The 24,571-nt window shown below is 43.3% G+C and carries 17 protein-coding genes; 16 read left to right on the plus strand and 1 reads right to left on the minus strand.

Annotated features, from left to right (window positions below; all coding sequences use genetic code 11):
* Positions 1-25: 25 nt before the first annotated feature.
* From J2X77_RS11325 to J2X77_RS11385, 13 genes are all read left to right on the plus strand, one after another.
* Entirely contained in the window at positions 26-1,501 is a 1,476-nt protein-coding gene (locus J2X77_RS11325) for a RagB/SusD family nutrient uptake outer membrane protein (RefSeq protein WP_310080808.1), read from the plus strand.
* 19 nt (positions 1,502-1,520) lie between these two features.
* Positions 1,521-2,663, plus strand: a complete 1,143-nt coding sequence (locus J2X77_RS11330; RefSeq protein WP_310080810.1) for a DUF4859 domain-containing protein — start codon at positions 1,521-1,523, stop codon at positions 2,661-2,663.
* An 80-nt stretch (positions 2,664-2,743) separates the two neighbouring features.
* Entirely contained in the window at positions 2,744-3,712 is a 969-nt protein-coding gene (locus tag J2X77_RS11335) for a hypothetical protein (RefSeq protein WP_209576230.1), read from the plus strand.
* Positions 3,713-3,734: 22 nt separating this feature from the next.
* Positions 3,735-5,594, plus strand: coding sequence for a DUF4859 domain-containing protein (locus tag J2X77_RS11340; RefSeq protein ID WP_310080812.1), 1,860 nt, complete (start codon positions 3,735-3,737; stop codon positions 5,592-5,594).
* 162 nt (positions 5,595-5,756) lie between these two features.
* The gene (locus J2X77_RS11345; RefSeq protein ID WP_310080814.1) at positions 5,757-6,320 is read left to right on the plus strand and encodes an RNA polymerase sigma-70 factor; all 564 of its coding nucleotides are present in this window, start codon (positions 5,757-5,759) and stop codon (positions 6,318-6,320) included.
* Positions 6,321-6,387: 67 nt separating this feature from the next.
* A complete protein-coding gene (locus tag J2X77_RS11350; RefSeq protein ID WP_310080816.1) occupies positions 6,388-7,524 on the plus strand; it encodes a FecR domain-containing protein in 1,137 nt (378 codons plus the stop codon).
* 184 nt (positions 7,525-7,708) lie between these two features.
* Positions 7,709-11,290, plus strand: a complete 3,582-nt coding sequence (locus J2X77_RS11355; protein ID WP_310080818.1) for a SusC/RagA family TonB-linked outer membrane protein — start codon at positions 7,709-7,711, stop codon at positions 11,288-11,290.
* A gap of 12 nt (positions 11,291-11,302) precedes the next feature.
* Entirely contained in the window at positions 11,303-12,766 is a 1,464-nt protein-coding gene (locus tag J2X77_RS11360) for a RagB/SusD family nutrient uptake outer membrane protein (protein WP_310080819.1), read from the plus strand.
* 28 nt (positions 12,767-12,794) lie between these two features.
* On the plus strand, positions 12,795-13,946 hold the full coding sequence (locus J2X77_RS11365; RefSeq protein WP_310080821.1) for a TlpA disulfide reductase family protein: 1,152 nt from the start codon (positions 12,795-12,797) through the stop codon (positions 13,944-13,946).
* Between the two features lie 75 nt (positions 13,947-14,021).
* Positions 14,022-14,477: a GNAT family N-acetyltransferase gene (locus J2X77_RS11370; RefSeq protein ID WP_293886769.1), complete on the plus strand. Its 456-nt coding sequence runs from the start codon at positions 14,022-14,024 to the stop codon at positions 14,475-14,477.
* A gap of 161 nt (positions 14,478-14,638) precedes the next feature.
* Complete coding sequence (locus tag J2X77_RS11375; RefSeq protein WP_209576216.1) at positions 14,639-16,864, plus strand: TonB-dependent receptor domain-containing protein; 2,226 nt, start codon at positions 14,639-14,641, stop codon at positions 16,862-16,864.
* A 4-nt stretch (positions 16,865-16,868) separates the two neighbouring features.
* Positions 16,869-17,939, plus strand: coding sequence for a sensor histidine kinase (locus J2X77_RS11380; RefSeq protein WP_209576213.1), 1,071 nt, complete (start codon positions 16,869-16,871; stop codon positions 17,937-17,939).
* A 3-nt stretch (positions 17,940-17,942) separates the two neighbouring features.
* A complete protein-coding gene (locus J2X77_RS11385; protein ID WP_310080823.1) occupies positions 17,943-18,677 on the plus strand; it encodes a LytTR family DNA-binding domain-containing protein in 735 nt (244 codons plus the stop codon).
* Here J2X77_RS11385 and J2X77_RS11390 read toward each other — a convergent pair.
* Entirely contained in the window at positions 18,652-19,110 is a 459-nt protein-coding gene (locus tag J2X77_RS11390; protein ID WP_310080824.1) for a hypothetical protein, read from the minus strand. The two genes, J2X77_RS11385 and J2X77_RS11390, sit on opposite strands and share 26 nt — an antisense overlap.
* Before the next feature lie 284 nt (positions 19,111-19,394).
* Between J2X77_RS11390 and J2X77_RS11395 the strand changes: the two genes are divergently transcribed.
* From J2X77_RS11395 to J2X77_RS11400, 3 genes are all read left to right on the plus strand, one after another.
* The gene (locus J2X77_RS11395; protein WP_209576207.1) at positions 19,395-19,919 is read left to right on the plus strand and encodes a hypothetical protein; all 525 of its coding nucleotides are present in this window, start codon (positions 19,395-19,397) and stop codon (positions 19,917-19,919) included.
* Positions 19,920-20,670: 751 nt separating this feature from the next.
* Complete coding sequence (locus tag J2X77_RS23745; RefSeq protein ID WP_409050313.1) at positions 20,671-20,856, plus strand: IS3 family transposase; 186 nt, start codon at positions 20,671-20,673, stop codon at positions 20,854-20,856.
* Positions 20,857-21,193: 337 nt separating this feature from the next.
* On the plus strand, positions 21,194-24,565 hold the full coding sequence (locus J2X77_RS11400; protein ID WP_209576205.1) for a hypothetical protein: 3,372 nt from the start codon (positions 21,194-21,196) through the stop codon (positions 24,563-24,565).
* Positions 24,566-24,571: the final 6 nt, after the last annotated feature.

The raw sequence follows: 24,571 nt of genomic DNA on the forward strand, positions 1-24,571 counted from the left end.
AACGGTGGCTTAAAATTAATTAGAGATGAAAAGAAAAATATTGTTTTTAGTGCTGAGTGCTTTCATGTATCTCGCTTCGGGCTGCTCCAAGTTTCTGGACATTGAGCCTGTGAGTTCGGCAACAGATGAGAACTTCTGGAAAACGCAGGAAGATGCCAATAGTGCAACCAATGCCATGTATGCGCTGCTGCGGAAGGCCCTAAATCAGGGTAATGGGATGGCCTATTATGTATATGGCGATCTGCTGTCGGACGAAATATCTTCTTCGACCGATGTCGATATTAATCCGCTTGTAAACATGCAGCTCAATATATCCGTACCGGCGTTGGAAACTTGGCGGCCCGTGTATCAGCTGCGGCGCTATGATATCTTTTATCAGGTCATAGACCAGGCTAACCGCGTGATCCAAAGGCTGCCCAAGATGGACGAAAATGTTTTTAACGACGTGTCGGTACGCGATTATTACATCGGCGAAGCTTATTTTGTGCGCGCATTTGCTTATTTCTATATGGCGCGGGTATGGGGTACGGTGCCCATCATAACCGAATCTGTAGCGCCGATCGATGCGGTCAATCTGCCTGCCCGAAAAGAGAGCGATGTGCTGGATCAGAGTCAGGCAGATTTAACCAAGGCACTAACGTTATTGAAATGGAGCAATATCGACCAAAATGATTTTGCAACGCGTGCAAATACGGGTGCAGCACTTGCCCTACAGGCGCACCTTAGTGCCTGGAGAGGCGAATATGCCGACTGCATAGCGGCGGCTAAATCGGTACTGGAAAGCGGCGAATATTCGTTTGTGGGACGGGACAGCCTCAACTACCGCGGTATCTATCAGGGAAAATCCAATGAAGGTATCTTCGAGATCGCCCAGAATGGTGAAAACGAAGGGACCAATAGGGGGATAGGGTATTATTCGCTGGCGGGACCTTATTTTCGGAATTTTACAGATCCGATGTTAAGAATCAGTCAGGATTACCTTAAAACGCTTTTTAAAGATAGTAACGACAAGCGCTTTAAAAGTGTATTCGATGTGGCTTATAGCGGTAACTATGCATTGTGTACAAAATATGCAAATGTAAAGTACTCGGGTAATACCTCAAATTACAATGCCATATTTAAAAATAACATCATCATCTTTCGGTATTCAGACATCAAGCTGCTGATGGCGGAGGGACTGGTTGCAACGGGCAAAAACAGTGCTGCTGAAAGTATCTTGAATGAGATCCGGACGCAAGCAGGACTGCAGGTCTATAAAAACGAAGAACCGCTTAAAGAGGCCATCTTTAGTGAACGAGCGCGCGAACTGTTTTTGGAAGGCCATCGCTATTACGATCTGGTGCGGTTATACAAGAATTTTAACATCTATAAATTTCCGGAGAGTAAAATGAACCAGGCGCAGTTTAATGCGAAGAAATACTTTTGGCCTTTTGACCCTTCGTTATTGTCGGCCAATCCTGCACTCATTCAGACACCATACTGGAGCACTGTCAATATGTAAACCACTAAACTTGAAAAAAATGAAAACCTTATATCGATTAGCGTTGCTGCTGGCTTTTGGACTGACAGTGATCGGTTGCAAGAAAGCGGCTTATCTGACAGACGACGGTCTCCATAAAGCCGAAGTCAATCTGTCTACTTACGACTACCTGGCCGCTCATCCCGCTGGGATGTTCGATACCTTGTTGCTGGTGATCGACCATTTTAAACTGAAGGATGAAATTAACAAAGCCAAAACGTTTTGGGCGCCCTCGGATTATTCGGTCAATCGCTATTTTAAGCAAAAGGCAGACTCGGTAAAGTTTGTGGATGAAAATGCGCAGTATTCTTTTGACCAGTTTCTAAGCGAGATTCCAATAGATTCCGTCAGGGCATACATCTACAACGAGGGGCCTTACGATCTGGCAACGGCCAGCACCGCGTATACGGCAATCAAGAATGCATCCAATATAAGTGGATTTGTCTACCATAGGCAGAAGCAACCCAAACCCCTTTGGTCTTCGGGGCCCGTCTATAATTTATACTACGTCAAAATACGGGGTGAAGCGGATCAGATCAGTCCCGACGGTATCGTTACCGTAAAAGAAGATGACATGGCCGATATGCGGGTATACTGTCAGACAACAGGCATAAAAACAGCCTCGGGCACCACGCTGAATATATTGGCCAACACCCATACGTTTGTCGGTGATTTTACGCCACGTATCCTTACAGGGCCTAAAATTGTGGAAGCGGGTTCTACGCTTACCTTTAATTACGACTTGAGCATCAAATATGATGCAGCGGGTTATACAGGTACCACAGTGAATGTGCTGCTTCCGCGCTTAGCGCGCTTTTATGGCGTGGAAAGCGGAGCAATACCTGCGCTGGTAGGTAAAGATATCACCTACTACGCCGTGCAGCCCGATGGTACGCTAAATGCAAACAGTACGGCCAACGCACCGGGGCACTGGTTTGACGCCACTGGCAAAACCTGCTCGTGGGGCAAAGATGCGCGCATTGTATCGGAACTGGCAACCGCAACAATGACCTTTAATATTTTGCAGTATCCGGGACAAACAACAGTGGGAAGCACCTATACGGTCCGCCAATCGCTGGTGTACAAGTCCAAAACTAAAGGCGATTTGAATGCTGTTTTTGTATTCAACATTAAGATCAAATAAATTATGAACCCAGCTAGGTTGATTCCGGAGCAATGCGGAATCAACCGGGTGGTTCTGTCACAAATGAAAAAATAAAACAGATGAAAAAACGAAGTTTTATCATAGGCATAGCGGGATTATCGGTGTTGGTATTGAATTCCTGCAAGAGTGACCAAGTCGGTTATTTAAATGAAAATTTGCGTTATAATGTGGAAAACCTGCAGGTCAACCAGGGGGCTGTGGTATACACGGATGCCATTGTGGCCAATGGAAGCACCACGCCGCTGACCGTGAATCTGCTGGCGGTACGAAACAAGGAGACGGGTGAGGTGACCACAGAGTTTACTAAAGAGCATGAGATATCCACCTACCTTGCCGAGGTTACCTGGCGGGATACCACCCTCGATCAATTAAATGCGAAAATTGGGAAGGCTAAATATCCACCGATGATGCTCAACGCGACGGGAGGCCGGGTAGGATTTACACAGGCAACCCAATTTGTGACCCCGGGGCAGTACACCATCGATGTGGAGGTGAGCAATGTTGCCGGACAGAAAAAATTTAAGAGTATCCTCGATTTTAATATCATCGGTGCTAAAAAGGAGGATATTTTATTTAAGTCGTGCACAAGTTCGGACTACGGTGCCGAGGCCAATTTTTTACCCTATACAGACTATGAGATCAGCGTAGAGCACCAGCCAGAAGGGGAAAACAAAATCATCTACGTATGGGAAGATAAAAACGGCAAGCCATTCAACCCCAAAAAAGGGGAGGTCATCAAGCGTGGCGACCGGCCTACATTTAAAAATTGGTCGCCTTACTATCCGGAGGAAGTTACTGAGACGGGCCTGGTGTATCGCTACCCGAATGTTTCGGGCTTGGTATATCCCATCATGAATGGTACCTATGTGGGCACGCAATTTTGGTCGGGCGATCCCATTTCTTATTACCGTATTGTGGGTACGGCGAACAGCTTGGGGCGTAACCTCAATCCCGTATCGACCATCAAATACTACAGAAGCGGTACCTATACCGTGCGCTTCCGTTTTTTGACCATCACACACAGTTGATCTCTACCTATAAATAGTTCAAATGATGAAAAGTATAAAATTGAATAGACTGCTGCTGACACTGGTCTCAGCATTGGTGTTAGTGTCGCTGGGATGCAGCAAAAAAGAGGTAGAACCTCCTGTCGAAGAGGAGACGACCACCCCGCCCACGCCCGTAGGGACAGATTCGTTGATGATCTATAAGCCCAAAGAATTTGCGGGAATGGACTATAACGATAAGGGCAGTAAATGGTCCTACTCGCGCAGCCGCCAGTCGGAGCATTTTATCGTCTTTTGGGAACCGAGTTATGGAAAGAATGATCCCAATGCCAGCGCTGTACCGGAAGAATATCGGGTGGATATTGATGATCTTTTGGCCAAAGCTGAGCAATTCTACGCATTAAATGTCAATACCCTGAAGTTTGCAGAACGCAAGGTCAACCGATCCAATCTGGATAAGTACAAGATGATGATTTTTGTACATTACACGACCGAATGGATGGCCTATGGTGGCGGTTACGACGATCTGATCGGAGCATTGTGGATCAATCCGGCCACCTGTAAGCCGGTGGGTTCCGTCATTGCGCACGAGATCGGGCACAGTTTTCAGTACCAGGTATTTGCTGATCTGAAAGGCGGCCATGGCTTTCGTTACGGCTATGGCGGAACGAGCGGGAATGGGTTTTGGGAGCAGACCGCGCAATGGCAGGCCTATCAGACCTATCCGGATCAAGCGTTCTCAGGCCACGATTTTACCGTCTATACAGAAAATTACTTTCGCCATATTCACCACGAGAAATATCGCTATGCCAGCTATTTTATTCATTGGTACTGGACCAGCAAACATGGCATCGATATGATCGGCCGTATCTGGCGCGAGGCGTTAAAACCCGAAGATCCCGTGCAGGCTTACATGCGTATCACGGGTATCGATGTGAAGCAGTTCAACAATGAGATCTACGACGCGGCCACCCGCTTTGTGACCTGGGACCTGAACAGCATCCGGGATTATGGAAAAAATTATATCGGTAAGCTGACAACCAAATTTACGCGGCAGTCCAATGGAAGTCTTCGCGTCACTTACGATCGCTGTCCGGGTACGACGGGGTATAATGTGATTCCGCTGGACGTACCTACCGTGGGAACAAAGGTTTCGGTAGCTTTTAAAGGCCTGCCAAACGCTGCTGGATTTAACGCGGTGGATGCCAGTCGTGCAGGGTGGCGCTACGGCTATGTGGCCTTGCTGAAAGATGGTACCCGGGTATACGGTGATCGGATGGAGGGTACAGAGAATACAGCAACTTTTACTGTTCCGGCCAATTGCAGCAAACTCTGGTTTGTCGTCACAGGCGCTCCATCGGTTTACCAGCCGCATGCTTGGGATGATAACGACAGCAACGATGAGCAATGGCCTTACGAAATCAACATTCAGGGTACAAACGCTACCGGATACAATGCGGTGAGCAGTCAGCCCAAAGATATCGCACTCAGTTATGATGTCAGCTTTGCTGCCGATGCGAAGAACTATTCGGGTACACAAGTAAGTGTCAACGCCGCCCAGCTAGGGGAGGCCTTTGGCATAGCTTCGGCAGACCTGGCGGGTTTGATGAGCAGCGGCAAAATTAAATTCTATGCGGTAGAGCCAAATGGAAGTTTAAATCCCAACATGACGGCTACGGGCTACGGACATTGGTTTACGCCTGCCGGTGCTGTCACCACATGGGGGGCCACGGCGGGTTTGTTTTCGGAATTTAATGCCAGTACGCTAACGTTCTCGATCGGACAATATCCGGCGGTGCTGGCGGCAGGAAAGAAATATACCGTTAAGCAGGCCATGGTATATACCTACGAGGGTACGAAAACCGTGCAGGCCACCTTCACATTTAATGTGACTATCAATTAAGAGTATGTTAAAACCACGAGATCAGGTGGTGGTTCATATGTTTATGTTTAGTTTAAGCCACGTCGGGAGATGTGGCTTTTTTCGCAGCCCATCAATTCATAATGGGAGAATTTGTAATTTGTCAATTTTAATGTAAGTTTGATTTCAGGTTCTGAATAACAGATGTATTGCTACGCAGATTTATCGGATAAAGAGTTGATTGCGCTTGTTTTAGAAAAAGATGAACAAGCGTTTGGCGTCCTATATGAGCGATATTTTCCGCTGTTATTTATTTATGCCCGCAAAATCATAGCCGATGAAGAGGTGGTAAAGGATCTTCTTCAAGACGTATTTGTGTCCCTCTGGTCAAAGACTCCGTTAGCAATAAATAGAAGTTTTTCTTCTTATATCTATGCGGCTGTGCGGTTCCAGCTATTTGACTACATGGACAAGCAGAAAGTGAGAAAGGGCTATGCCGATTCACTACAATATTTTTTGGATCAGGGCGAATACTCGATCGACAACTACCTCCTCGAAAAAGAATTGCAACAGCAGATCGAAAAAGAAATCATGAATCTTCCACCTCAGATGCGGGAGATATTTATCCTGAGCCGTCAGGAAGAAAAAAGCTATGAAGAAATTGCAAAACAACGCAATGTTTCACTAAACACGGTTCGCAAGCAGGTGAGTAATGCCTTGAAAATCATGCGTTCAAAATTAACCTTGCTGTTTTTTACTTTTTTTTAAATTTCATCTACTACTTTTCTCCGCGTTAACCTACCTATAACAAAACAACGTATTAACCTTTGTTATCATGGAGCGTAAAAACGCAAAAGAAATTCTTGAACGTTACCGTTTGGGCACCTGTTCTAAAGAAGAGAAATCTTGGGTTGAAACCTGGCATCTTCAACAGCTTAAGGAAAGCCAATATACGGCCAATGTAGCGGATATAAAGCGTATACAAGACGAGGTGAAGAGCAGAATTGAGGTCAATATCTACGATAATGTCAAACGGATAAGAAGGAAGAATCAGCTGTTTAAAATAAGTGCAGTTGCAGCGTCTTTAATATTCGTATTGGGCGTCAGCTATTTCTTTAGTAGAGAGTCTACTAAGGAACCTATAGCGCACCCGGTTTGGCAGCAGGCTGATATTCAGCCGGGAGGTCATAAAGCTGTTTTGTTGAGCGGTGATGGGAGCGCTATCCAGTTAAGTGAGCGCCGGAATACCATCATCGTGGGGGCACAGATCAGGTATGCTGACGGTCCAGAATTGCTTCAGGGTGACCCTACTTCTTCCTTATCCGAAGCGCCCACAGATCGTACCCTACAAACCCCCAAGACGGGAACATACAATATCGTACTGGCAGATGGTACAAAGGTATGGCTTAATGCCTATTCCTCCTTAAAATTCCCGTCCAGATTTGAGGGCAAGGAGCGCGTGGTGGAATTGACTGGTGAAGCCTATTTTGAAGTCGCCCACAATAAAAAGCAACCGTTTAAAGTACGCAGTCAACAGCAGACGATAGAGGTGCTGGGTACACATTTCAATCTATCTGCTTACACATCCGAAGCCACCGTAACCACACTTTTAGAAGGTGCTGTTAAAGTAAATAATGTTGATGACAGCAAGTCGGTTTTGCTAAAGCCTGGTCAACAAAGTACCGTTAAGGAAGATACGAAACAGATCCAGCTCGCCCAGAGCAATACCGAGCATGCGGTAGCCTGGAAGAATGGCTACTTTAATTTCGATAACGAAACCTTAGGCAGCATCCTCAGTAAGATAGCGCGCTGGTACGATGTGGAATTTACCTATGAAAAGACGCCGTCCAATAAGACCTATATTGGTGCCGTATCCCGATCGCGCAACCTTTCCGCCGTATTGCGTGCACTGGAGGCCGTCGCTGATGTTAAATTTAAACGAACGGGACGAAAAATCACCGTCACCCCCTAGATCAACAGAATAATAACTAAACCTATCGAAAAACCAACATCATGAAACACCCGCCCTAGTGAAAAACTAAAAATTGCGTCACAAAAAAAACCGAATGTGCTGCGAACACATCCGGTCAATTTTTGGGTCCCAATCATTAATTCCAACAACTAACAATAGCATCTAACCCAAATTACTCAAATGTATGAATTTTTACCTTGAAAAATGGAGGGGGACTCCTGTCTATATCCTCTATAAAACGCTCGTCGTGATGAAACTTATTCTTGTGCTGCTGACATTTGGCCTGTGTCAGGTATATGCAAGTGGCTTTGCTCAAAAAATAACGCTAAAGGAAAAAAATGCTTCTTTAGAACTTATTATCAATAAAATCCGTCAACAAAGTGGTTACGATTTTATTGGCGATGCTGCACTAATCAAAAAAGTTAATGGTCTCAGCCTCACCGTAAAAGACGCGCCGCTGGTTGACGTCCTAAATCAGCTCTTCAAAAATACCAACATTACGTATCGAATTGATACCGATATTATCGCATTAAAGCCAAAGACTGAGGTGATGACCGCTAATCAGCAAATCGTCATCAGCGGCAGAGTGGTCAATGAGCGGGGTGAAAGTCTATCGGATGCCTCTGTGCGCGTAATCCACAGCGAGGTGATGACAAAAACGGATAAAGACGGCTCATTCAGCCTACGGGTATCCGATAAAGAGGCAATGATTTTGGTTTCTTACGTGGGTTATGAACCCCTCACGCTCAAAGCCAAAGAATCCATGGGGCTAATCCAGCTTACGGCAAGTTTGTCAACACTGGAAGGTGTCGATATCACGGTGAGTACAGGTTATCAGACGATTTCGAAAGAGCGTGCTACAGGGGCCTTCAGCCAGGTCGGGCAATCGGTATTGGCCAGGCGTCCTGCATCCAACCTTTCCAGTGCACTGCAAGGTACGGTAGCGGGTATGCAAGCCAAGGAAAATGAAGACGGTAGTGTAGACTTTCTGATCCGGGGCAATAGCACCCTATATGCCGATAGTAAACCACTGGTCGTGGTGGATGGTTTCCCCATATCGAGTAGCAACTTCTCGGATATCAATCCCAATGACGTCGAATCTGTCACTGTACTGAAAGACGCCGCTGCGGCATCCATCTGGGGAGCACGTGCCGCCAATGGCGTTATTGTTATTGTCACCAAAAAAGCTAAAACCGACAATAAACTTATCATCCAGGGGAGTGCATTTTCCAGGATAGCGCGAAGACCAGACCTAAATTACATCCTTACACAAGCCAATTCGGCCGATCATGTTGCCTACGAACGTAAGGCGTATGAAAACAATTGGGCCTTTTATCCCTATGCGAATTCGTTTGGTGACATAGCGAACTCATTGACATTAGCGCAGGAAGCATTATATGCCAATCAATACGGTAAAATGTCTACAGCCGACATGAACGCCGAACTAGACCGATTGAGCAAGATTGATAATCGCGGACAGCTTCGGGATTTGCTCACGCAAAATGCCCTACTGAATCAATACAATATCAATCTGCAGGCCGGCAATCAGCGTGTACGGAACTACACCTCTGTTCTCTATGAAAAAAACAAAGGTGCCTTTCAGAAAAACGGTTATGACCGTTTTAATTTAAATTTCAACAATGATTTTAAGATAACCTCGTTTTTGCAGTTTAACTTAGGCGCCAACCTACAATATAAAAAACAGCAATACGGAGGGGCTACCCTTGAGGAGATCGCGCAATTATCGCCTTATGAACTGCTCTTGAACGAAGATGGTAGTTATGGGGTCAATCTAAAAACCTACAACCGTGAACAGCTTAGTCTGATTCCGACTGAAAAATTTACTTATGCCGACTGGTCGTACAACTTATTGCGCGAAGTGCGTGGCCGAGAGTTTACTGACGAGCGTATCAATGCCCGTATACAGACGGGCCTTACCCTCAAGATCATTCCAGGGCTTACCTTCGATACCAAATTCCAATACGAGCGCAATAAGATAGACCGGCAGCGTATGTATGATGAAAGTACCTTCTATGTACGTAGTCTGGTGAATAGAAAAACGCAGTATGACGATGATACAAAGACCGTAGGTAAAGCTTATATCCCCAAAGGCGGGATTTTGAGACGTGGCATTAGACAATATGAAGATGGCTCCAATGACGAGGAATTGGGGGCGGAGGATATACAAAGTTTTGTCTTTAGGAACCAATTGAACTTTGACCGGACGTTCGGTGCCGATCATCAGATCTCGGCCATTGCCGGTATTGAAGTGTCGCAATACTTGACTAACGGAACCATCAATCCGACCGTGTACGGCTATTACAAAGACAAGCTTCAGGCGACTACACCACCTTACGGTTATGGGAGTTCGGTAGACCAATTCACCGATTTTGAAGGTTACCCGACCACGATTCCTGGAGGTAATACAACGTTTAAGTGGCAAAAAAACAAATTTGTGTCACTCTACGGAAATGCAGCTTACACCTACCTGAGCCGCTATACGCTGTCTGGAAGTATACGAAGTGATGCCTCGAATTTCATCACAGACGATCCCAAACTACGGTGGTCACCATTATGGTCAATAGGAGCTAAATGGAATGTCGCGAAGGAAAACTTTATGACTTCGCAAGAAGGTATAGACCGACTTGAAATGCGCCTGACCTATGGTAAAAATGGGAATATGGAAAATTCGACCTCTACGGCGACGTTACTCAATGTAGGTGGCAGTCTAAATACATCAACAGGCACCATTACCGCAACCATTGCTGATAATGGTAATCCTAGCCTACGTTGGGAAAAGACAGCGTCGACCAACCTTGGAGTCGACTTCTCCCTCTATAAGGGCCTGCTATTTGGTTCGTTGGATCTATACCGCAAAAAAGGCTCTGGAATCATTGGGCAGATCGCATTGCCTACAGCAACTGGAACGCAAATCCAAAAATTCAATAATGCCGAAATCACCAATAAAGGGTTCGAAATTGCACTGGGTACCCGTGTCGAAATAAGCAAAAACATACTTTATCAGACGAATATCAATTATGCTTTTAACGCAAATAATATAGACCAGCTCTATAACCCCTCATTGTATACTTACCAAATGATCAATGGGGCTTTTGTTGAAGGCCGCCCCGTAGGTTCTATTTATGCTTTTGACTACGTCGGTATGATCAATGGAGTACCGCATGTCGCCGGACCGAACAATAGTCAGCAGAGCTTCAATGATGTGTCGCTGTACAATCGAGGTTTGGGTCTTCCATTCCTGCATTATATGGGTACTAGCGTACCACCACATACACTGGGCTGGACCAATACGTTACAACTCGGTAACTTTAACATCATGTGTATCCTATTGGGCAAGATGGGTGGTGTGTACCGTAATCCTGTATTTAACTATGCAGCACTCGTAGGGTCTGATAAGACTTTTGTCAACAAATATGTGAATGAAGTGCTGGCGGGGAATCCTAATATTCCAGGATTTGCACTTCCTGATGAGCCTAACCTCTACCTTTGGGATCGCTACAGTGAGGCGCTAAGCAGCCAGGTGGAAAAGTCGTCCTATATCGAGTTGAAAGAACTTAGTTTGGGATACAAGTTGTCTAACCGGTGGACAGAAGCCATCCGATTAAACCATGTCAATCTATTTGTACAGGTGCGTGACCTTGGCCTGATCTGGCATGCCAATGCGAAAGGGTACAATCCCGATTGGCTACCAGGTACGATGCGACCTGCACAGAGCTATACATTCGGTATTAATTTTCAATTTTAATAACAGAAAAACATGAGAGTGTTCCTATATATCGGGTTTGCCGCTGCCATACTGACGACCGCAAGCTGCAAAAAATACCTATCCGAAGAGCCCAAGAAACAGGCTAGTATCAAAACCGTGGAGCAGTTAGAAGCTTTGGTCAATAATGCCACCGAGTTTTCGAAAGAAACTAACTTTACGGCTACCTATTCGACCGACGATACGGAGATCAGCAAGGAGCTGTATAAAAATAACGTCACGGCTTTTACAGTCAATAGTCTTCAGCGTTATGTGTCATCTACAGCGGGTATTGAAAACCTCGCTACTGACGAGCTGTGGACTGGAGAATTCAAAAAGATTTTCACCGCAAATGTCATTTTAAAAAACATCGACCTGGTTAGCGGTGATGAAGCCAGTCGCCGAAGGGTTAAAGCGGATGCCCATTTTATCCGGGCGATGTCTTATTGGATCCTGGTCAATAATTATTGTGCGCCTTATGCTGCGGCGAATATGAATAGTTTAGGACTGCCGTTAAAGCGTACCGTCGATTACGAAGAATCGCTGAAACGGGCCACGCTTCAGGAAACTTACGATTTCATTCTGGCAGATATCGAAGCAGCAAAGAAAGTGGCTGAAGCCGATGTCGATCCTAGAAAGACCTGGCGGGTAAGCCAGAAAGCTATTTCAGCTTTCATGAGCCGGTACTATTTATTTACGGGTGACTACGATAAGAGCTTAGCCGAATCAAACAAGGCACTGGAGTCGGCTACCGTAAGTTTAGTGGACTATAATACCATCCTTCCGGGCAGAAGCGTCTCTTACAGCAATCCAGCGGCAACGCTCCGGTACAGTCAATTAAACGACTGGAATGCCGCGAAATATCTCTATTGGAGCGAGCTCTACTACAGCCGTTATCAATATACCGGTGAACAATGGTATCTGCCGAGTAACGCACTGGTAGCGCTGTACGATCAGACCAACGATCTCCGTTACAAGCATCTGATGATTCCGAATGGCGGCCGGCGTTTCAATGTCGTGACACCAGCTGCGTATCGGTACACCATGTTTACCGACGGGAGCATCTTAGTTTCAGGTCCGACGAGAGCCGAGATGCTTCTTAATAAAGCCGAGGTGCTAGCCCGTCAGGGAGATGTTCAGAATGCCTTATTGGCGGTCAATACCCTACGTCAAAAACGGATGTCCACCTATAGTGCACTTACGGCAGCTAACAAGGATGAAGCGATTAAACAGGTGCTGGCTGAAAGACGCCGTGAACTTCCTTTTGTGATGCGATGGTACGATATACGCCGATTTAGTGTCAACGACTACGCTGCGGATAATATTACCGTAAAGAGAGACTTTTACCAAGTCAATAGAACAGGAGTCGACCTCTCTACACCCCAAATTTATACCCTCGAAAGTAAGCATTTGGTCGTACCGATCAACGGTGTGGAGATCGATGCCAGCAAGGGACAGATCCAGCAGAATCCTTATTAAAACATGAAATACGATTATACATTACGTCATGAAATTCAAAAATATAGTAATCACAATAAGCCTGTTGATAGCGAGCTGCCTATATAGCTTCGGACAGCGCAAAACCTTTACAGTCACTTCCAAAATTGCCGACTTGAAAGACAGTACCTACAACATGACCATCTGGAATGGGATATCAGATGTCGTCTTTAAAAAGGGCAGCATTAAAAATGGACAGATATACTATCAGGATACCACTTCCGTACCGCTGATCATACGCCTAACGCTTCCGACCGAATCGCTTTATAAGCGTGTCGACCGAGGGTACATTCCTGTCAAAAGCCAATCCATCTGGTTTGTCGCCATGCCGGGTGGTAAAATATTACTGAAAGGAAAGCTGTCCGATTTTGCTGAAGTATATCCGAGTGGGGATAAAGAAAATGATGTCATCAGTAAACTCAATAAGGGCTATCACCCTTTGTTGAATAAATCGGCAAATATTGAACTGAAACTGGCAAAAGATACAGTAGAAGAAGCGCTCAAAAAGCGTCTTGAAGCCGAACAAGAACGGATCGATTCCGAAGCCGAAAAATACTTGAAGGACTTTTTAAAGAAGAATATTTCGTCAATAGCCGGACTCTATTACCTGGAAGATATGCTGATCAGGGAGATTGTGACGATCGATACGGTGGAGGCTCTATTACCTACTGTAGCGAAGGCATACCAAAGCTCCCCGTTCTATACGATTTTAAAGAACCGTGTGGCGGGAAGTAAATATGATGTAGGCAAGTCCATATTCCAGATAAACACCAGGAATACATATGACGGACAGGTGTTTGACTCCAACAGCTGGAAGGGGAAATTTTACCTCATCGATTTTTGGGGCTCATGGTGTGGCCCATGTATGGCCGATGTCCCTGATCTGAAAAAATTGAGAGACAGCTACCCCGATCAACTGCGTGTGCTGGGCATTGCGTCCGATAAAAATGACAGCTGGCGAAAAGCCATCGAACAGCACAACCTCAACTGGGCGCATATATTGAACGACAAAGGAAGCAACAATTATGTACTGCGTCTCAATGTCACTGGATTTCCAACAAAGATCCTCGTGGATCCTAACGGAACCATCGTATACCGAAGTACCGGCGGCGGAGAAACCTCCTTTGAAAAGATAAGCGAAATTATCAAAAACTGGAAATAAAAGCCAATAACGAAAACGCCTGAACCTAGCAATTCAGGCGTTTATTTGTTACATTCGCATAGCTAAAAGGAACTCATGCAAATCGTTCAATACACACCGGACTTCAGAGAAGATTGTCTAGCAATCTTCAACAGTAACCTGCCTAAATTTTTTGCTGCGGACGAACTGGAACTTTTTGACAAGTTTTTGGATGAGGTCATTCCAGCTGATTATTACGTCGTTTTAATTGATGGCCGGCCTGTTGCCTGTGGTGGGATATTTTTTGATAACAGAAATAATGAGGCTGGATTGGCCTGGGGTATGGTCAGTGTTTTCTATCATAACAGAGGGATTGGTAAGCTGTTGACAGCGTTTAGAATAGCTCTTTTAAAGAAAAGGTATCCCGACAAAATGCTAAAAATTGAAACGTCTCAGCATACGGCGGGCTTTTACGAAAAAAATGGCTTTTCCATTGTTGATATTGTGCCCGACGGCTTTGGTCAAGGAATCGATAAGTATACCATGGAGATGGCTCCCGCAACAGGAAATTAAAGGTGTAGCAATTCGGGAGCAAGCTAATAATACCACTCAAAAGCAAGCGCCGCTCGTCGTGGCTTTTTGCCGTTCATCACGCCGATCTTACCGTTCGAATAAATTATTTAGGTAACCGCAATTCGGGCAATACATTCGTATCAAATCAAGAAATACGAATAATGACCACAAAATTTATTTATCTGCAGTTTGCCGCAGCGCTCTTTGCTTGCGGTGCGGCGTATGGAGAGACCAATTTTTGTTTACAGGATACAACTACCCTTAAGTCAATACGGTTGAGCGAGGTTGAAGTGTCGGGGCGGGTAAATCCCCTTAAAATTGCTCCTGGCAAGCTGACTTATCAGGTGACCAAAGGGAGTGCAGGTTCTTCGGGGAGCGCGCTGGAGCTGCTGCGCAGAATGCCTGGCGTGAGTATTTTAGCAAACGGTACGATCAGTTTAAATGGGCAAGCCGGCATTCAGCTGCTGGTGGATGGAAAGACAAATTTTATGAATGGCGAAAATCTGATCAATTTTCTAGCCTCCATGCCCGCTTCATCGCTTGATGTGGTCGAACTTATTACACAGCCAGATGCTACCCTGGATGCCAACGGTGAAGCCCGGTTTATTAATCTAAAACAAGCCATTCGTAAGGCCAATGGCCTAACTGTGTCGGTAGCAAGCAATGCCGAACAGGGAAAATATAGCCGGACTTATCAAAATATCGCCGTGACCGCCAATGCGTCCAAGTGGACGACGTCACATACGTATTCGTATGGGGAAGGTACCGAATTGATTGCTGTCAATTCCACCCGGTATATCAGCCCTGGGACGGATATGGGCAGCAATGACTTACGATTGGATATGGATGCCGTAAGAAAAAGAAAGTACCACAATCATTATTACAACGGCACGCTCGACTATACGCCCAATGACAACGTGAAAATAGGGGGCTATGTGCTGATCAACAATCATGAGCGGACCAAACAGGAAGCTGTCCGTTCTCATTTTTTTTACAGCTCTTCACAGCCAGATTCCAGCATAGCAACCGCGAATATCTTAAAGCATGCTTTTAAGAATTTTAGCACAGGCGCACATGTAACGCTCCAGCTCGGTACCGGTTCCAAATGGGAGAATTATGTTGACCGGCAACAGTTTAGGCAAGCGGAAACCCAAGATCAGCTGTTGGATAAATTTGGTGCTGACGGATCAGCAATAGCTTCCCAGCAGCAGCTGCGCGGTGAGGCGGGGGGGAAGGTTACGATTACGACCATGCAATCGAAATACCTGCTTGACATCCGGCCAAATGTGGCGGCTTCCTTTGGAGGAAAATTGACGCAGGTGGACATGCATAACCGTTCATTATTTCAGCAGGCAGCTGATAAGCATTGGCAAGTGCGTCCCGAGCTAAGCAATACGTTCGGCCATGAGGAGCAGCTAAAAGCACTTTTTATGCAAACGCGGTACAACCCGTCGGACGCTTTTCAGATCGATCTGGGACTACGTTTTGAGGATGCTGCTTTTAAGAGCACCACGGCACATAAACTGGATACAGCTTTTACCGTACAAAGGTCCTATAGCAACTTCTTCCCCAACCTTACCCTCACTTATGCACTGGATGCAGCGCAAAAGCTTTCGGTCAATTACCATAGGCGGGTCAACCGGCCTAATTTCAAAGACCTGAGTCCTTTTGTGGAGGTCAACGACCCCTATTTGTACGAGCGGGGAAATCCAGCGTTGAAACCCGAATTTGCCAACAATATGGAGCTTACCTGGTTGTTTAAAAATTCATATTCACTGCAGCTCCGCTATAGCCAACGGCAAGATGCGATCAGCAAGAGCTACAACCTGGACGAACAAAGGCGGACTATTGTGATGCCGATGAACTTGAAACATGCATCGGCGGTGGGGCTGCGGTTCAATGCGGCCAATATTTCTCCCGTCAAAAAGTGGAACATCCAGCTGAATGGAAACCTGATGTACAGCAGTTTTGAATGGCTTATAGGAAACGATGTGCAGCAAAATAGGCGGCTTGTCCCTTCTTTGCAAGTGCAGCATACTGTCAGTCTGCCTTTTAAACTCAGTGTAGACCTCAACGGGTTCTGGAATGGCACTACTGCCGAAGGGCAGGCTACTATTGCTTCCCTCTGGTCTATGAATACAGGAGTACGCAAAACCTTCTTGCAAGATAAATTAACTTTGTATATTTATGGCAATGACCTTTTCCGGACAAACAGGCCTCAAATAACCTTTAGCAGTGATGCTATGGAAGGCAGATACCGGGAGTTGTACGACAGCAGATCCGTGGGGATCAATCTTTCCTACCGATTACACCGCGGAAAGAAAGATAATCTAAAGAGCGTGCCTGGCAACGACCGTTTAGAAGAAGGTAACCGGATTAATCATTGATATCATGAGAGCGAGCATTGCAAAACTAAGTGTAAACCCCATACCTTATCTAGGCCCGGCGCTTTGGGGAATCGCTTCTTTCAATATTCTTCGTGTGGTGACCGATTTAACGAAGAAAAATGAGTTTTGGTCTGGGGGTGTTAAGATCCATTCGGTCGGGCTGCTCATCTCGGTGATTTTTTGTTATGTGATCACCTTTTTGTGGCGGCGGCGGCTGGGCAGAATATTTGCTGCGAAGCCTACCGTTACAACCAATGTAGCGGTAGAGTATATGGTTGCCGTCGTACAGATAATGGGTCTATTGAATCCAACCGTGTATGTGTCGGAGCGTCTCGGTTGGGTATATATGGGTGACGGTTATATTGATTATATCTTGGTCAATGCGATTTATGTGCCGCTCTTTCTGCTGTACTATATGTTTTTGCGGAACGAGCGCAGCGACAGGAATATGGCCGAAAATCGCATCTACGTTGAACAGATTAAAGCGGATAAGTTAGATACCGAATTGCAGTTGCTGAAAAGTCAATATCATCCACATTTCCTGTTCAATGCACTCAATACCGTTTATTTTCAGATTGACGAATCCAATACAACAGCAAAAAAAAGTGTTGAGCAGCTTTCGGAACTGTTGCGCTACCAGATTTACACGATGGATGAGGAGGTCTCCATGGAGCACGAACTTGCATTTCTGACATCGTATATAGCGTTTCAGCAGCAGCGGCTGACGGCAAGATTGCATGTGCATACCGACATTGAAAAGAATTGGACAGGTGTCCGTATCTATCCTCTACTGTTTCAGCCTTTAATAGAGAATGCCTTTAAATATGTGCGAGGAGCATACGAGATCTCGATTTGCCTCAAGCGTGAAGGAACTAAAATCTATTTCAGTATTTCAAACAGTTTGTCTGGGGCAGCTGCCGATGCGTCAGCAATTCCGCGGACTGAGCGAACGGAGTCGGGGGCTGGACTTTCCAATCTGAAAAAGAGGTTGGCACTGCGCTATCCGCAGCGGCATACCTTACAAACGCGAGCCGATGGAACGTTTTTTTTGGCAGAATTAATACTAGATTTATAAGTGATGATGATGGAAATCAAATGTGCTATCGTAGACGACGAGCCTTTTGCCCGTAAGGGAATTGCATCTTATATAGCAAAAATAGATTTTTTGAAGCTTGTTGTGGAATGCGAAGATGCGATTGAATTGAGCCAATATCTGCGTTTGCATCCCCTTGATCTGATCTTTCTCGATATCGAGATGCCCGAGATATCGGGTTTGGATTATATAGCGAGCTTAAGCAATCCGCCGAAGATTATCGTGGTGTCGGCCTACGAAAAGTATGCTTTGCGCGGTTATGAATTGGAAGTAGTCGATTATCTGTTAAAGCCTGTACCTTTTGAACGCTTCTTTAAGGCGGCCAATCGGGCATTCGATGTACTCTGCAATGCTGCTCCTTCAGCGGGGCTGTTGGCAAATTCACAGGAGGCGCATATCTTTCTGAAGGTGGACAAACAATTAAAAAAGATTTTTATTCAGGATATCTTGTTTGTACAGAGTATGGGTAACTACGTGGTTGTGCATACCTCAGGTACACGTGAAGTGACCTATTGCAGCCTACAGCAAATGATAAGCATGCTGCCAGCACAGCACTTTATTGCTTGCCACCGATCCTACTTGGTCAATAAGAGTAAAATAGCAATCATAGCAGGGAATCAGTTACATGTGGGGGAATATAAAATTCCGATCGCCCGAAATTTAAGGGATGATGTGATGGCAGCGATCTTGAATATTACCGGCCATCATCCGCCCCGATAATTTCGTCGATCTCATTACAGATCCGCTGAATGGGCTTTGTAAAATAACTCTGTGCAAGCTGTACCCTTTTTTCTTTACCATTCTCGTGGCGATAACGTGCTATGAGGGACACATTGATAGTAATGAGACCGTATTGTTTGAGTTTGTGGATGGTAAACCCTTCTAGGCGATCGAGCGGCACAGTTACTTCCCTTCCTACAAGACCTTTACGTACACGCATTTCCCTTCTTTCCATATCGATGATAAAGTAAGATCGCAGCAGGGAAATTATTAGGATGACCAAAATACCGAGCATCCACCATTTAAAAGAGGATTCGGGAAGTTTTACGAATCCCACTATCATTATAATGGAAAAAATGCCGATCAACGGTACATAGGTTTCTAGCTGGGGTTTCATTTTGTATTCGTTTCCGATTCTTTCGAAGTTTTTCATGTGTCTAGCGCTCGTTTCTGCTTACCGATATATTTAGTTTAAATTAGCTGAAATTTTTTAATTATGAAAGTGTTTATTTGGAGGCTAACTGTCTACTCAGGAAAGTATTACAAGTGGAACGAGATTTGGCATCAAACGAACACAAGAGGTACATCTTGTAGATGGTAGTCAAAATGGAATAAAGGAGTTGCCCACCGTGTAAGAGCGCAACTGGTAAGTAGTGTTTCTAAAGCTCGAAATTTATTGATAAATTAACTGAAACGCACACTTAATCCTTTTACGGTATGGTAAAGTATTTATTAATAGGTAGTGTTTTCCTAGCAGTGGGATGTTCTGTATATCGACAAGCGCCAACATTGATTTTGAAAAATAACACGAGTGGAAAAATAAAGCTTAGTGGCTATTTTTACGTTAAAAAAGATAAGAATCTTTATAATTCGATAGTTCTTTACCAAAATGGTATTGTCCTCGACGGGGGCAGTTCAGAAGTAAGTGCTGGTATAAATAGTGTTGATAGCAATTTTTTAGCAACATATAACTTCAATAATTCATATGATAGAAAAATCCCATATATATGGGGCATTTATAGTATAAATCAAAATCATATCATAATTGAACTTTATAAAGTACCTGCTTTTGGTGAATCCTATCAAACTTATGTTGATGAAGGATACGTAGTAAATGAAGGACAATTTATCATAACTTCACGAAAATACATCAAAACGGGTAAGCTTGAAGCAAGGCGAGATACGTTCAATTTTAGACCATTATCAATAAAGCCGGATAGTACAAATAATTTTATTAAATAATTACCACCTATAAAGGTGTTTCTGAAATTTCCTATTTGTGACTGTCTTCGATGATCCATATTTTGTTTTGATGCGCTTACTATATATTGATATCTGTTTCGTTGATTGATGATCTTCAATAGAAACAAGATGGTATTGGAGTGGCTACCTTCAGTGGGAGACAGATTTAATAACTAATTTTAAATTTGTAGAGATGCATAGAAAGTTTGATAATTCATTTAAAATAATGGCTGTAGATTTGAGTGTTGTTAAGGGATTCGTAGCAGAGTGTAAGTGTCCCAAAAAATCTAGCAGCTTAAAACTGGACATAAATGTTTAGATTTAAGTAATAAGATGAAAAAGACATGTTTTACAGAAACACCGATTGTGCGAGCACTAAAAGAGGGAGAAGAAGGTCGAAAGACCGAAGATATCCGCCGAGAGCTTTAGATCCGCAAAGCCACCCTTTATAACTGGAAAAGCCCTTATGGTGGCATGAAAGCGTCAGATGTAAAGCGCCTGAGGAACTTGAAGAAGAAAATGCACGTTTAAAAAAGATGTTTGCCGAATTGAGTATGAACCATGATATCCTAAAAGAAGTTATCACAAAAAAAGATTGGGGCTCCGGCAACAAAAACAGTTTACTGAAGAGATTATCCTAGATTACGGTTTTAGTGTCACCGGAGCCTGTAAATTGACTGGTATGTGCCGTTCACAATATTAATATTTTGGTAAGAAAGATGATAGTACCGTTATAGTAGCATTAGATCAACTGTCTTGCAAACATCCTGTATATGCCTTTCGAAAACTATATGCCTACCTGCGCAGACAAGGTAAGTCATGGAACCATAAAAAAGTATACAGAGTATATAAGCTGCTTAATATGAACAAGAAACGGCGTAGCAAACGTTGGCTACCTACTCGGGAGAAGCAACCTTTGGAACAACAGACCCCATGAAGGGCTGGGGAATCTCACACCACTGGAATTGTCAAAGAATATTATACACAAACAACAAATAAATCAATTAGTACGTAAATTAGAAAAGTCCGATCTCAGCTGTCGGAAAAATGGGGTGCTCACAGTTGGAAAATAATTTTTAATTTTTCTTTAAAAGGTTTATATTTGTTGTGTAAATTTTTATTTAAATACCATAATTAACTTAATGCAATTTCACTATGCTAATGACGCAACTTTAACGACATGTTAATACATTGAGTCTCATTTTATAAAGTTTCCCGTCTTGATCAAAATGTAAAAAATTAAACCCTTTAGTAACTTTAAATCCTATTTTTTTATGAACTATAAATTTTTATCTCCTATTTTTTTGATATTGGTGTTATTTACATCATTTGTGAAGGCGCAGGGGGTTAACCCTATCCCACTACAACCTCAGGCGGCAGAGCTTTATAAATATAGTTCAAATCAAGTTTCCCCCTTAACTGGTGTTCCAGATATCAAAATCCCATTGTTTTCGGATAATAGTAATTCAGATATAAGTCTAGTTTTGAGTTATAACGCTTCCGGAATCAAAGTAAATCAAGTAAGTACTTGGGTTGGCCTCGGCTGGTCTTTAAACGCTTCGGGCATCATATCTCGTACGGTTCGAGGTTTACCCGATGAGACACCAATTGAAGGCTATATGGCAAATTCGATGACTGCCGATGATATCGCAGCTTCCAATTCCTATGACTTATTGAAGCGCTATGCAGAGAACGAAGTGGACTGTCTTCCTGATTATTTCAACTTATTATTACCAGGAAAGAGTTTTACATTTATTTATCGGAAGACTAGCGGAAAATTAGAATCATTAACTCAAGATCCTGTTAAAATAGAATGGGAAAATTCAAGCGTAAAGACAAATTCTCGGTTTAAGCTTACAGACGAATTCGGTAAACAATATTTTTTCGATCAGAGGGATGCTGTTTTTGGTGATTCAAATCCAATAGGAACACCTCTTGCTCTGAGAAATTATAATCAAAGCTGGCATTTAACAAAAATTATTTCGGCCAATAAAGTTGACACTATAAATTTTAACTATGGAAGATATAATGCACAAGGTTATCTTAAAGATATTACAGAGTTTAGAACATATGCTGATAATAACTTTTATTTAGGAGGTAACAATGTAACATATAATCCTTCATTTGTAAATGCAGGAGTTAAGGAGACAATTAATTTATTGGATTATAACGAATCATTGGTGAGTGAGATAAAATATAAAGATTCTCGTATTTTATTTTATGCCAAAACTCAGCGTAAGGATTTTGGTAAGCAGCTTGACAGTGTTGTTGTATTGAACAATGGTAAAAGAACATATAAATATGAATTTAAATATGGTTACTTTGAAGCAAATTCATCGCCAACCTACCCTTCAGAGTATCGGCTTAAACTGATTGCGGTAAAGAAAGTTTCCATTTCAACTTCCTTGATTCAAGAAAAGTATAGTTTTGAATATGACGAAACCATAAGATTACCATCGACTGATTCTAAATCTCAAGATTATTGGGGGTACTATAATGGCTCTAATAGTTATGGTTTCCTACCAGATGTAAAGCCAATGCATCCTTCTTTAACTGCTCATCGAAGTGTAAATATTGGTTTTGCTAATCGTAAAGTCTCAGGTGGGCATGCCAAAGCAGGATTATTAAAAAAGATTATTTTTCCCACTGGGGGGAGTGTTGAATATTCCTATGAAAGTAATAAATATCTATCGGATTTTACAAGATTTGCAGATGTATCAGTTATGGAATCGTTTCGATTAACCGCTAAATCAATGTTGGTTCCTGTCCAGCGCAGACAGCAGTTTACTCTTCCTCCAAATCTGGAGAATAATGGAATGTGTAGGCTTTTAATCACAATGAGTGCACACAAAGGGGCGGGGCCGTTTAACCTTGAAGATGTTCAATATATAAAGATAAGAAATGTCACCCAAAACCGGGATGTAGCTACTTATACCCACACAACAGATTTTTATAATGTAAAAAATATTGATATTTACCTATATCTGAATCCCGGAGAGGTTTATGAGGTGTTTGCAAGTGTAATGAGCGAACCCTCACTATCGGAACCTGTTTATTTAACCGCCAGTCTTACGTCAAGTATAACTTTAACGGGCAAAGAAGAACGTGATGGAGGGGGGCTTAGAGTTCAAAATATCTCCTACTATGACGAAAACAGTACATTATTACAATCCGAATCCTATACCTATCCGACAGGTACTTTTCTGCGAGGTGACAAGGAATTTGAAAACAATTTTGTCGAAAAGAGAGAATTTATTACAGACCCAGCGTGCGTGTCTAAAACAGCTTTATGCTTTAATTGTTGGGTAGATACAAAAACGGTAACCTATTACGCGTCCGGTAGTCTTCCAATGATTACTTTAGAAGGGGCATCAATTCTTTACAATAATGTAACAAAAACAATACGTAATCAGTTTGGGAATCCTCTAGGCAAAGTTGAGTTAACGAGAAGTTATCAGCCCTTGGGGCACAGTTCATTTTATAATCCCTTACTTCCAGGAATGCGAGAATACATTTCCAATTTGATTTTAGCATCGCAAGTCCCTTCTGAGTATCATTACTCATATGATCCCGTTGCTAAGGATTTTCAACTGGTCAAGACCAAGATTCAGGAATATGAAATTAAGTATGAAGGCGATGAACCGGTAACTTTTGTCTTCAGAAGGAATTTTTATAATCATTCTATTTGCACGACTACGGGTACCGTCTTTGATCCTGCGGATTTTAGCCATATACAATACAAAGTTTATTTTGGACAGTTTAAATTGGCATCAACGACTATAAAAGAATATGATAAAGGTAACGAAATAGTAAGCAATACAACAAATTATTTTAACGATAATCCTATCCATGGTCAAATTAATAGAATAGAGCGTATAGCAAGTAATGATAAAAAAGAAACGGAATATCTTACTTTTCCGGATGATTATGCTAATGGAATACCATTCATTGATCAGATGAAAAAAGGACAGTCACATCAAATAGCATATCCAATTGAGCGGCTAAAAGTACTTGAAAGTGCAAATCAACAATATGTAACAAATGGCGAAATCAATACTTACAAGATCGGAGGAACTCTTTTGAAAGATAATTATTATAAGTTGGAGACAGTTGAGCCTATTTTTGTGCAGGATTTTAAAATTACCAATCGCTTGAAGGGAGTGATTTCTCCAAATGGTTCAGCATCTGCTTTTCAAGCAGATAGTCGTTATAAAAAGCAACTCGAATATTCCAATTATGATATCTACGGAAATCCAACAGAATTAAAAGAAAAGGAAAGGAGCAGTACCGTGTACTTGTGGGGGTACGGCGGTCAATACCCTATCTTAGAAATCAAGAATGCAACTTATGCCGAGGTGACTACAGCGCTTACACAAGCGTCCATTGACAATCTCAACAGCAGTATTCAAACCGAAGCGACAATGGAGGCATTAATCAAGAGCGCCGCGGATAAACTGCGGACAAGTTTGCCAAAATCTATGGTTACTAGCTATACCTATAAGCCGTTGGTAGGCATGAAGAGTAAGACCGACGCCCGAGGAATAAAAGAAACCTATACGTACGACGGCATGCAGCGTCTTCAAGCTATTCTTGACCACCTGAACAATGTAAACAGGTCCTTTGATTACAATTACCGTTCCAACTAAGCCAGA

The organism is Sphingobacterium sp. 2149 (genome assembly GCF_031455655.1).
Lineage (GTDB): Bacteria > Bacteroidota > Bacteroidia > Sphingobacteriales > Sphingobacteriaceae > Sphingobacterium.

Coding starts and splice junctions, on each gene's coding strand:
- J2X77_RS11330 (WP_310080810.1), top strand. CDS start 1,521: ATGAAAACCTTATATCGATTAGCGTTGCTGCTGGCTTTTGGACTGACA.
- J2X77_RS11380 (WP_209576213.1), top strand. CDS start 16,869: ATGAGAGCGAGCATTGCAAAACTAAGTGTAAACCCCATACCTTATCTA.
- J2X77_RS11325 (WP_310080808.1), top strand. CDS start 26: ATGAAAAGAAAAATATTGTTTTTAGTGCTGAGTGCTTTCATGTATCTC.
- J2X77_RS11395 (WP_209576207.1), top strand. CDS start 19,395: ATGGTAAAGTATTTATTAATAGGTAGTGTTTTCCTAGCAGTGGGATGT.
- J2X77_RS11375 (WP_209576216.1), top strand. CDS start 14,639: ATGACCACAAAATTTATTTATCTGCAGTTTGCCGCAGCGCTCTTTGCT.
- J2X77_RS11335 (WP_209576230.1), top strand. CDS start 2,744: ATGAAAAAACGAAGTTTTATCATAGGCATAGCGGGATTATCGGTGTTG.
- J2X77_RS11360 (WP_310080819.1), top strand. CDS start 11,303: ATGAGAGTGTTCCTATATATCGGGTTTGCCGCTGCCATACTGACGACC.
- J2X77_RS11390 (WP_310080824.1), bottom strand. CDS start 19,110: ATGAAAAACTTCGAAAGAATCGGAAACGAATACAAAATGAAACCCCAG.
- J2X77_RS11400 (WP_209576205.1), top strand. CDS start 21,194: ATGAACTATAAATTTTTATCTCCTATTTTTTTGATATTGGTGTTATTT.
- J2X77_RS11355 (WP_310080818.1), top strand. CDS start 7,709: ATGAATTTTTACCTTGAAAAATGGAGGGGGACTCCTGTCTATATCCTC.
- J2X77_RS11345 (WP_310080814.1), top strand. CDS start 5,757: ATGTATTGCTACGCAGATTTATCGGATAAAGAGTTGATTGCGCTTGTT.
- J2X77_RS11385 (WP_310080823.1), top strand. CDS start 17,943: ATGATGATGGAAATCAAATGTGCTATCGTAGACGACGAGCCTTTTGCC.
- J2X77_RS11340 (WP_310080812.1), top strand. CDS start 3,735: ATGATGAAAAGTATAAAATTGAATAGACTGCTGCTGACACTGGTCTCA.
- J2X77_RS11370 (WP_293886769.1), top strand. CDS start 14,022: ATGCAAATCGTTCAATACACACCGGACTTCAGAGAAGATTGTCTAGCA.
- J2X77_RS11350 (WP_310080816.1), top strand. CDS start 6,388: ATGGAGCGTAAAAACGCAAAAGAAATTCTTGAACGTTACCGTTTGGGC.
- J2X77_RS11365 (WP_310080821.1), top strand. CDS start 12,795: ATGAAATTCAAAAATATAGTAATCACAATAAGCCTGTTGATAGCGAGC.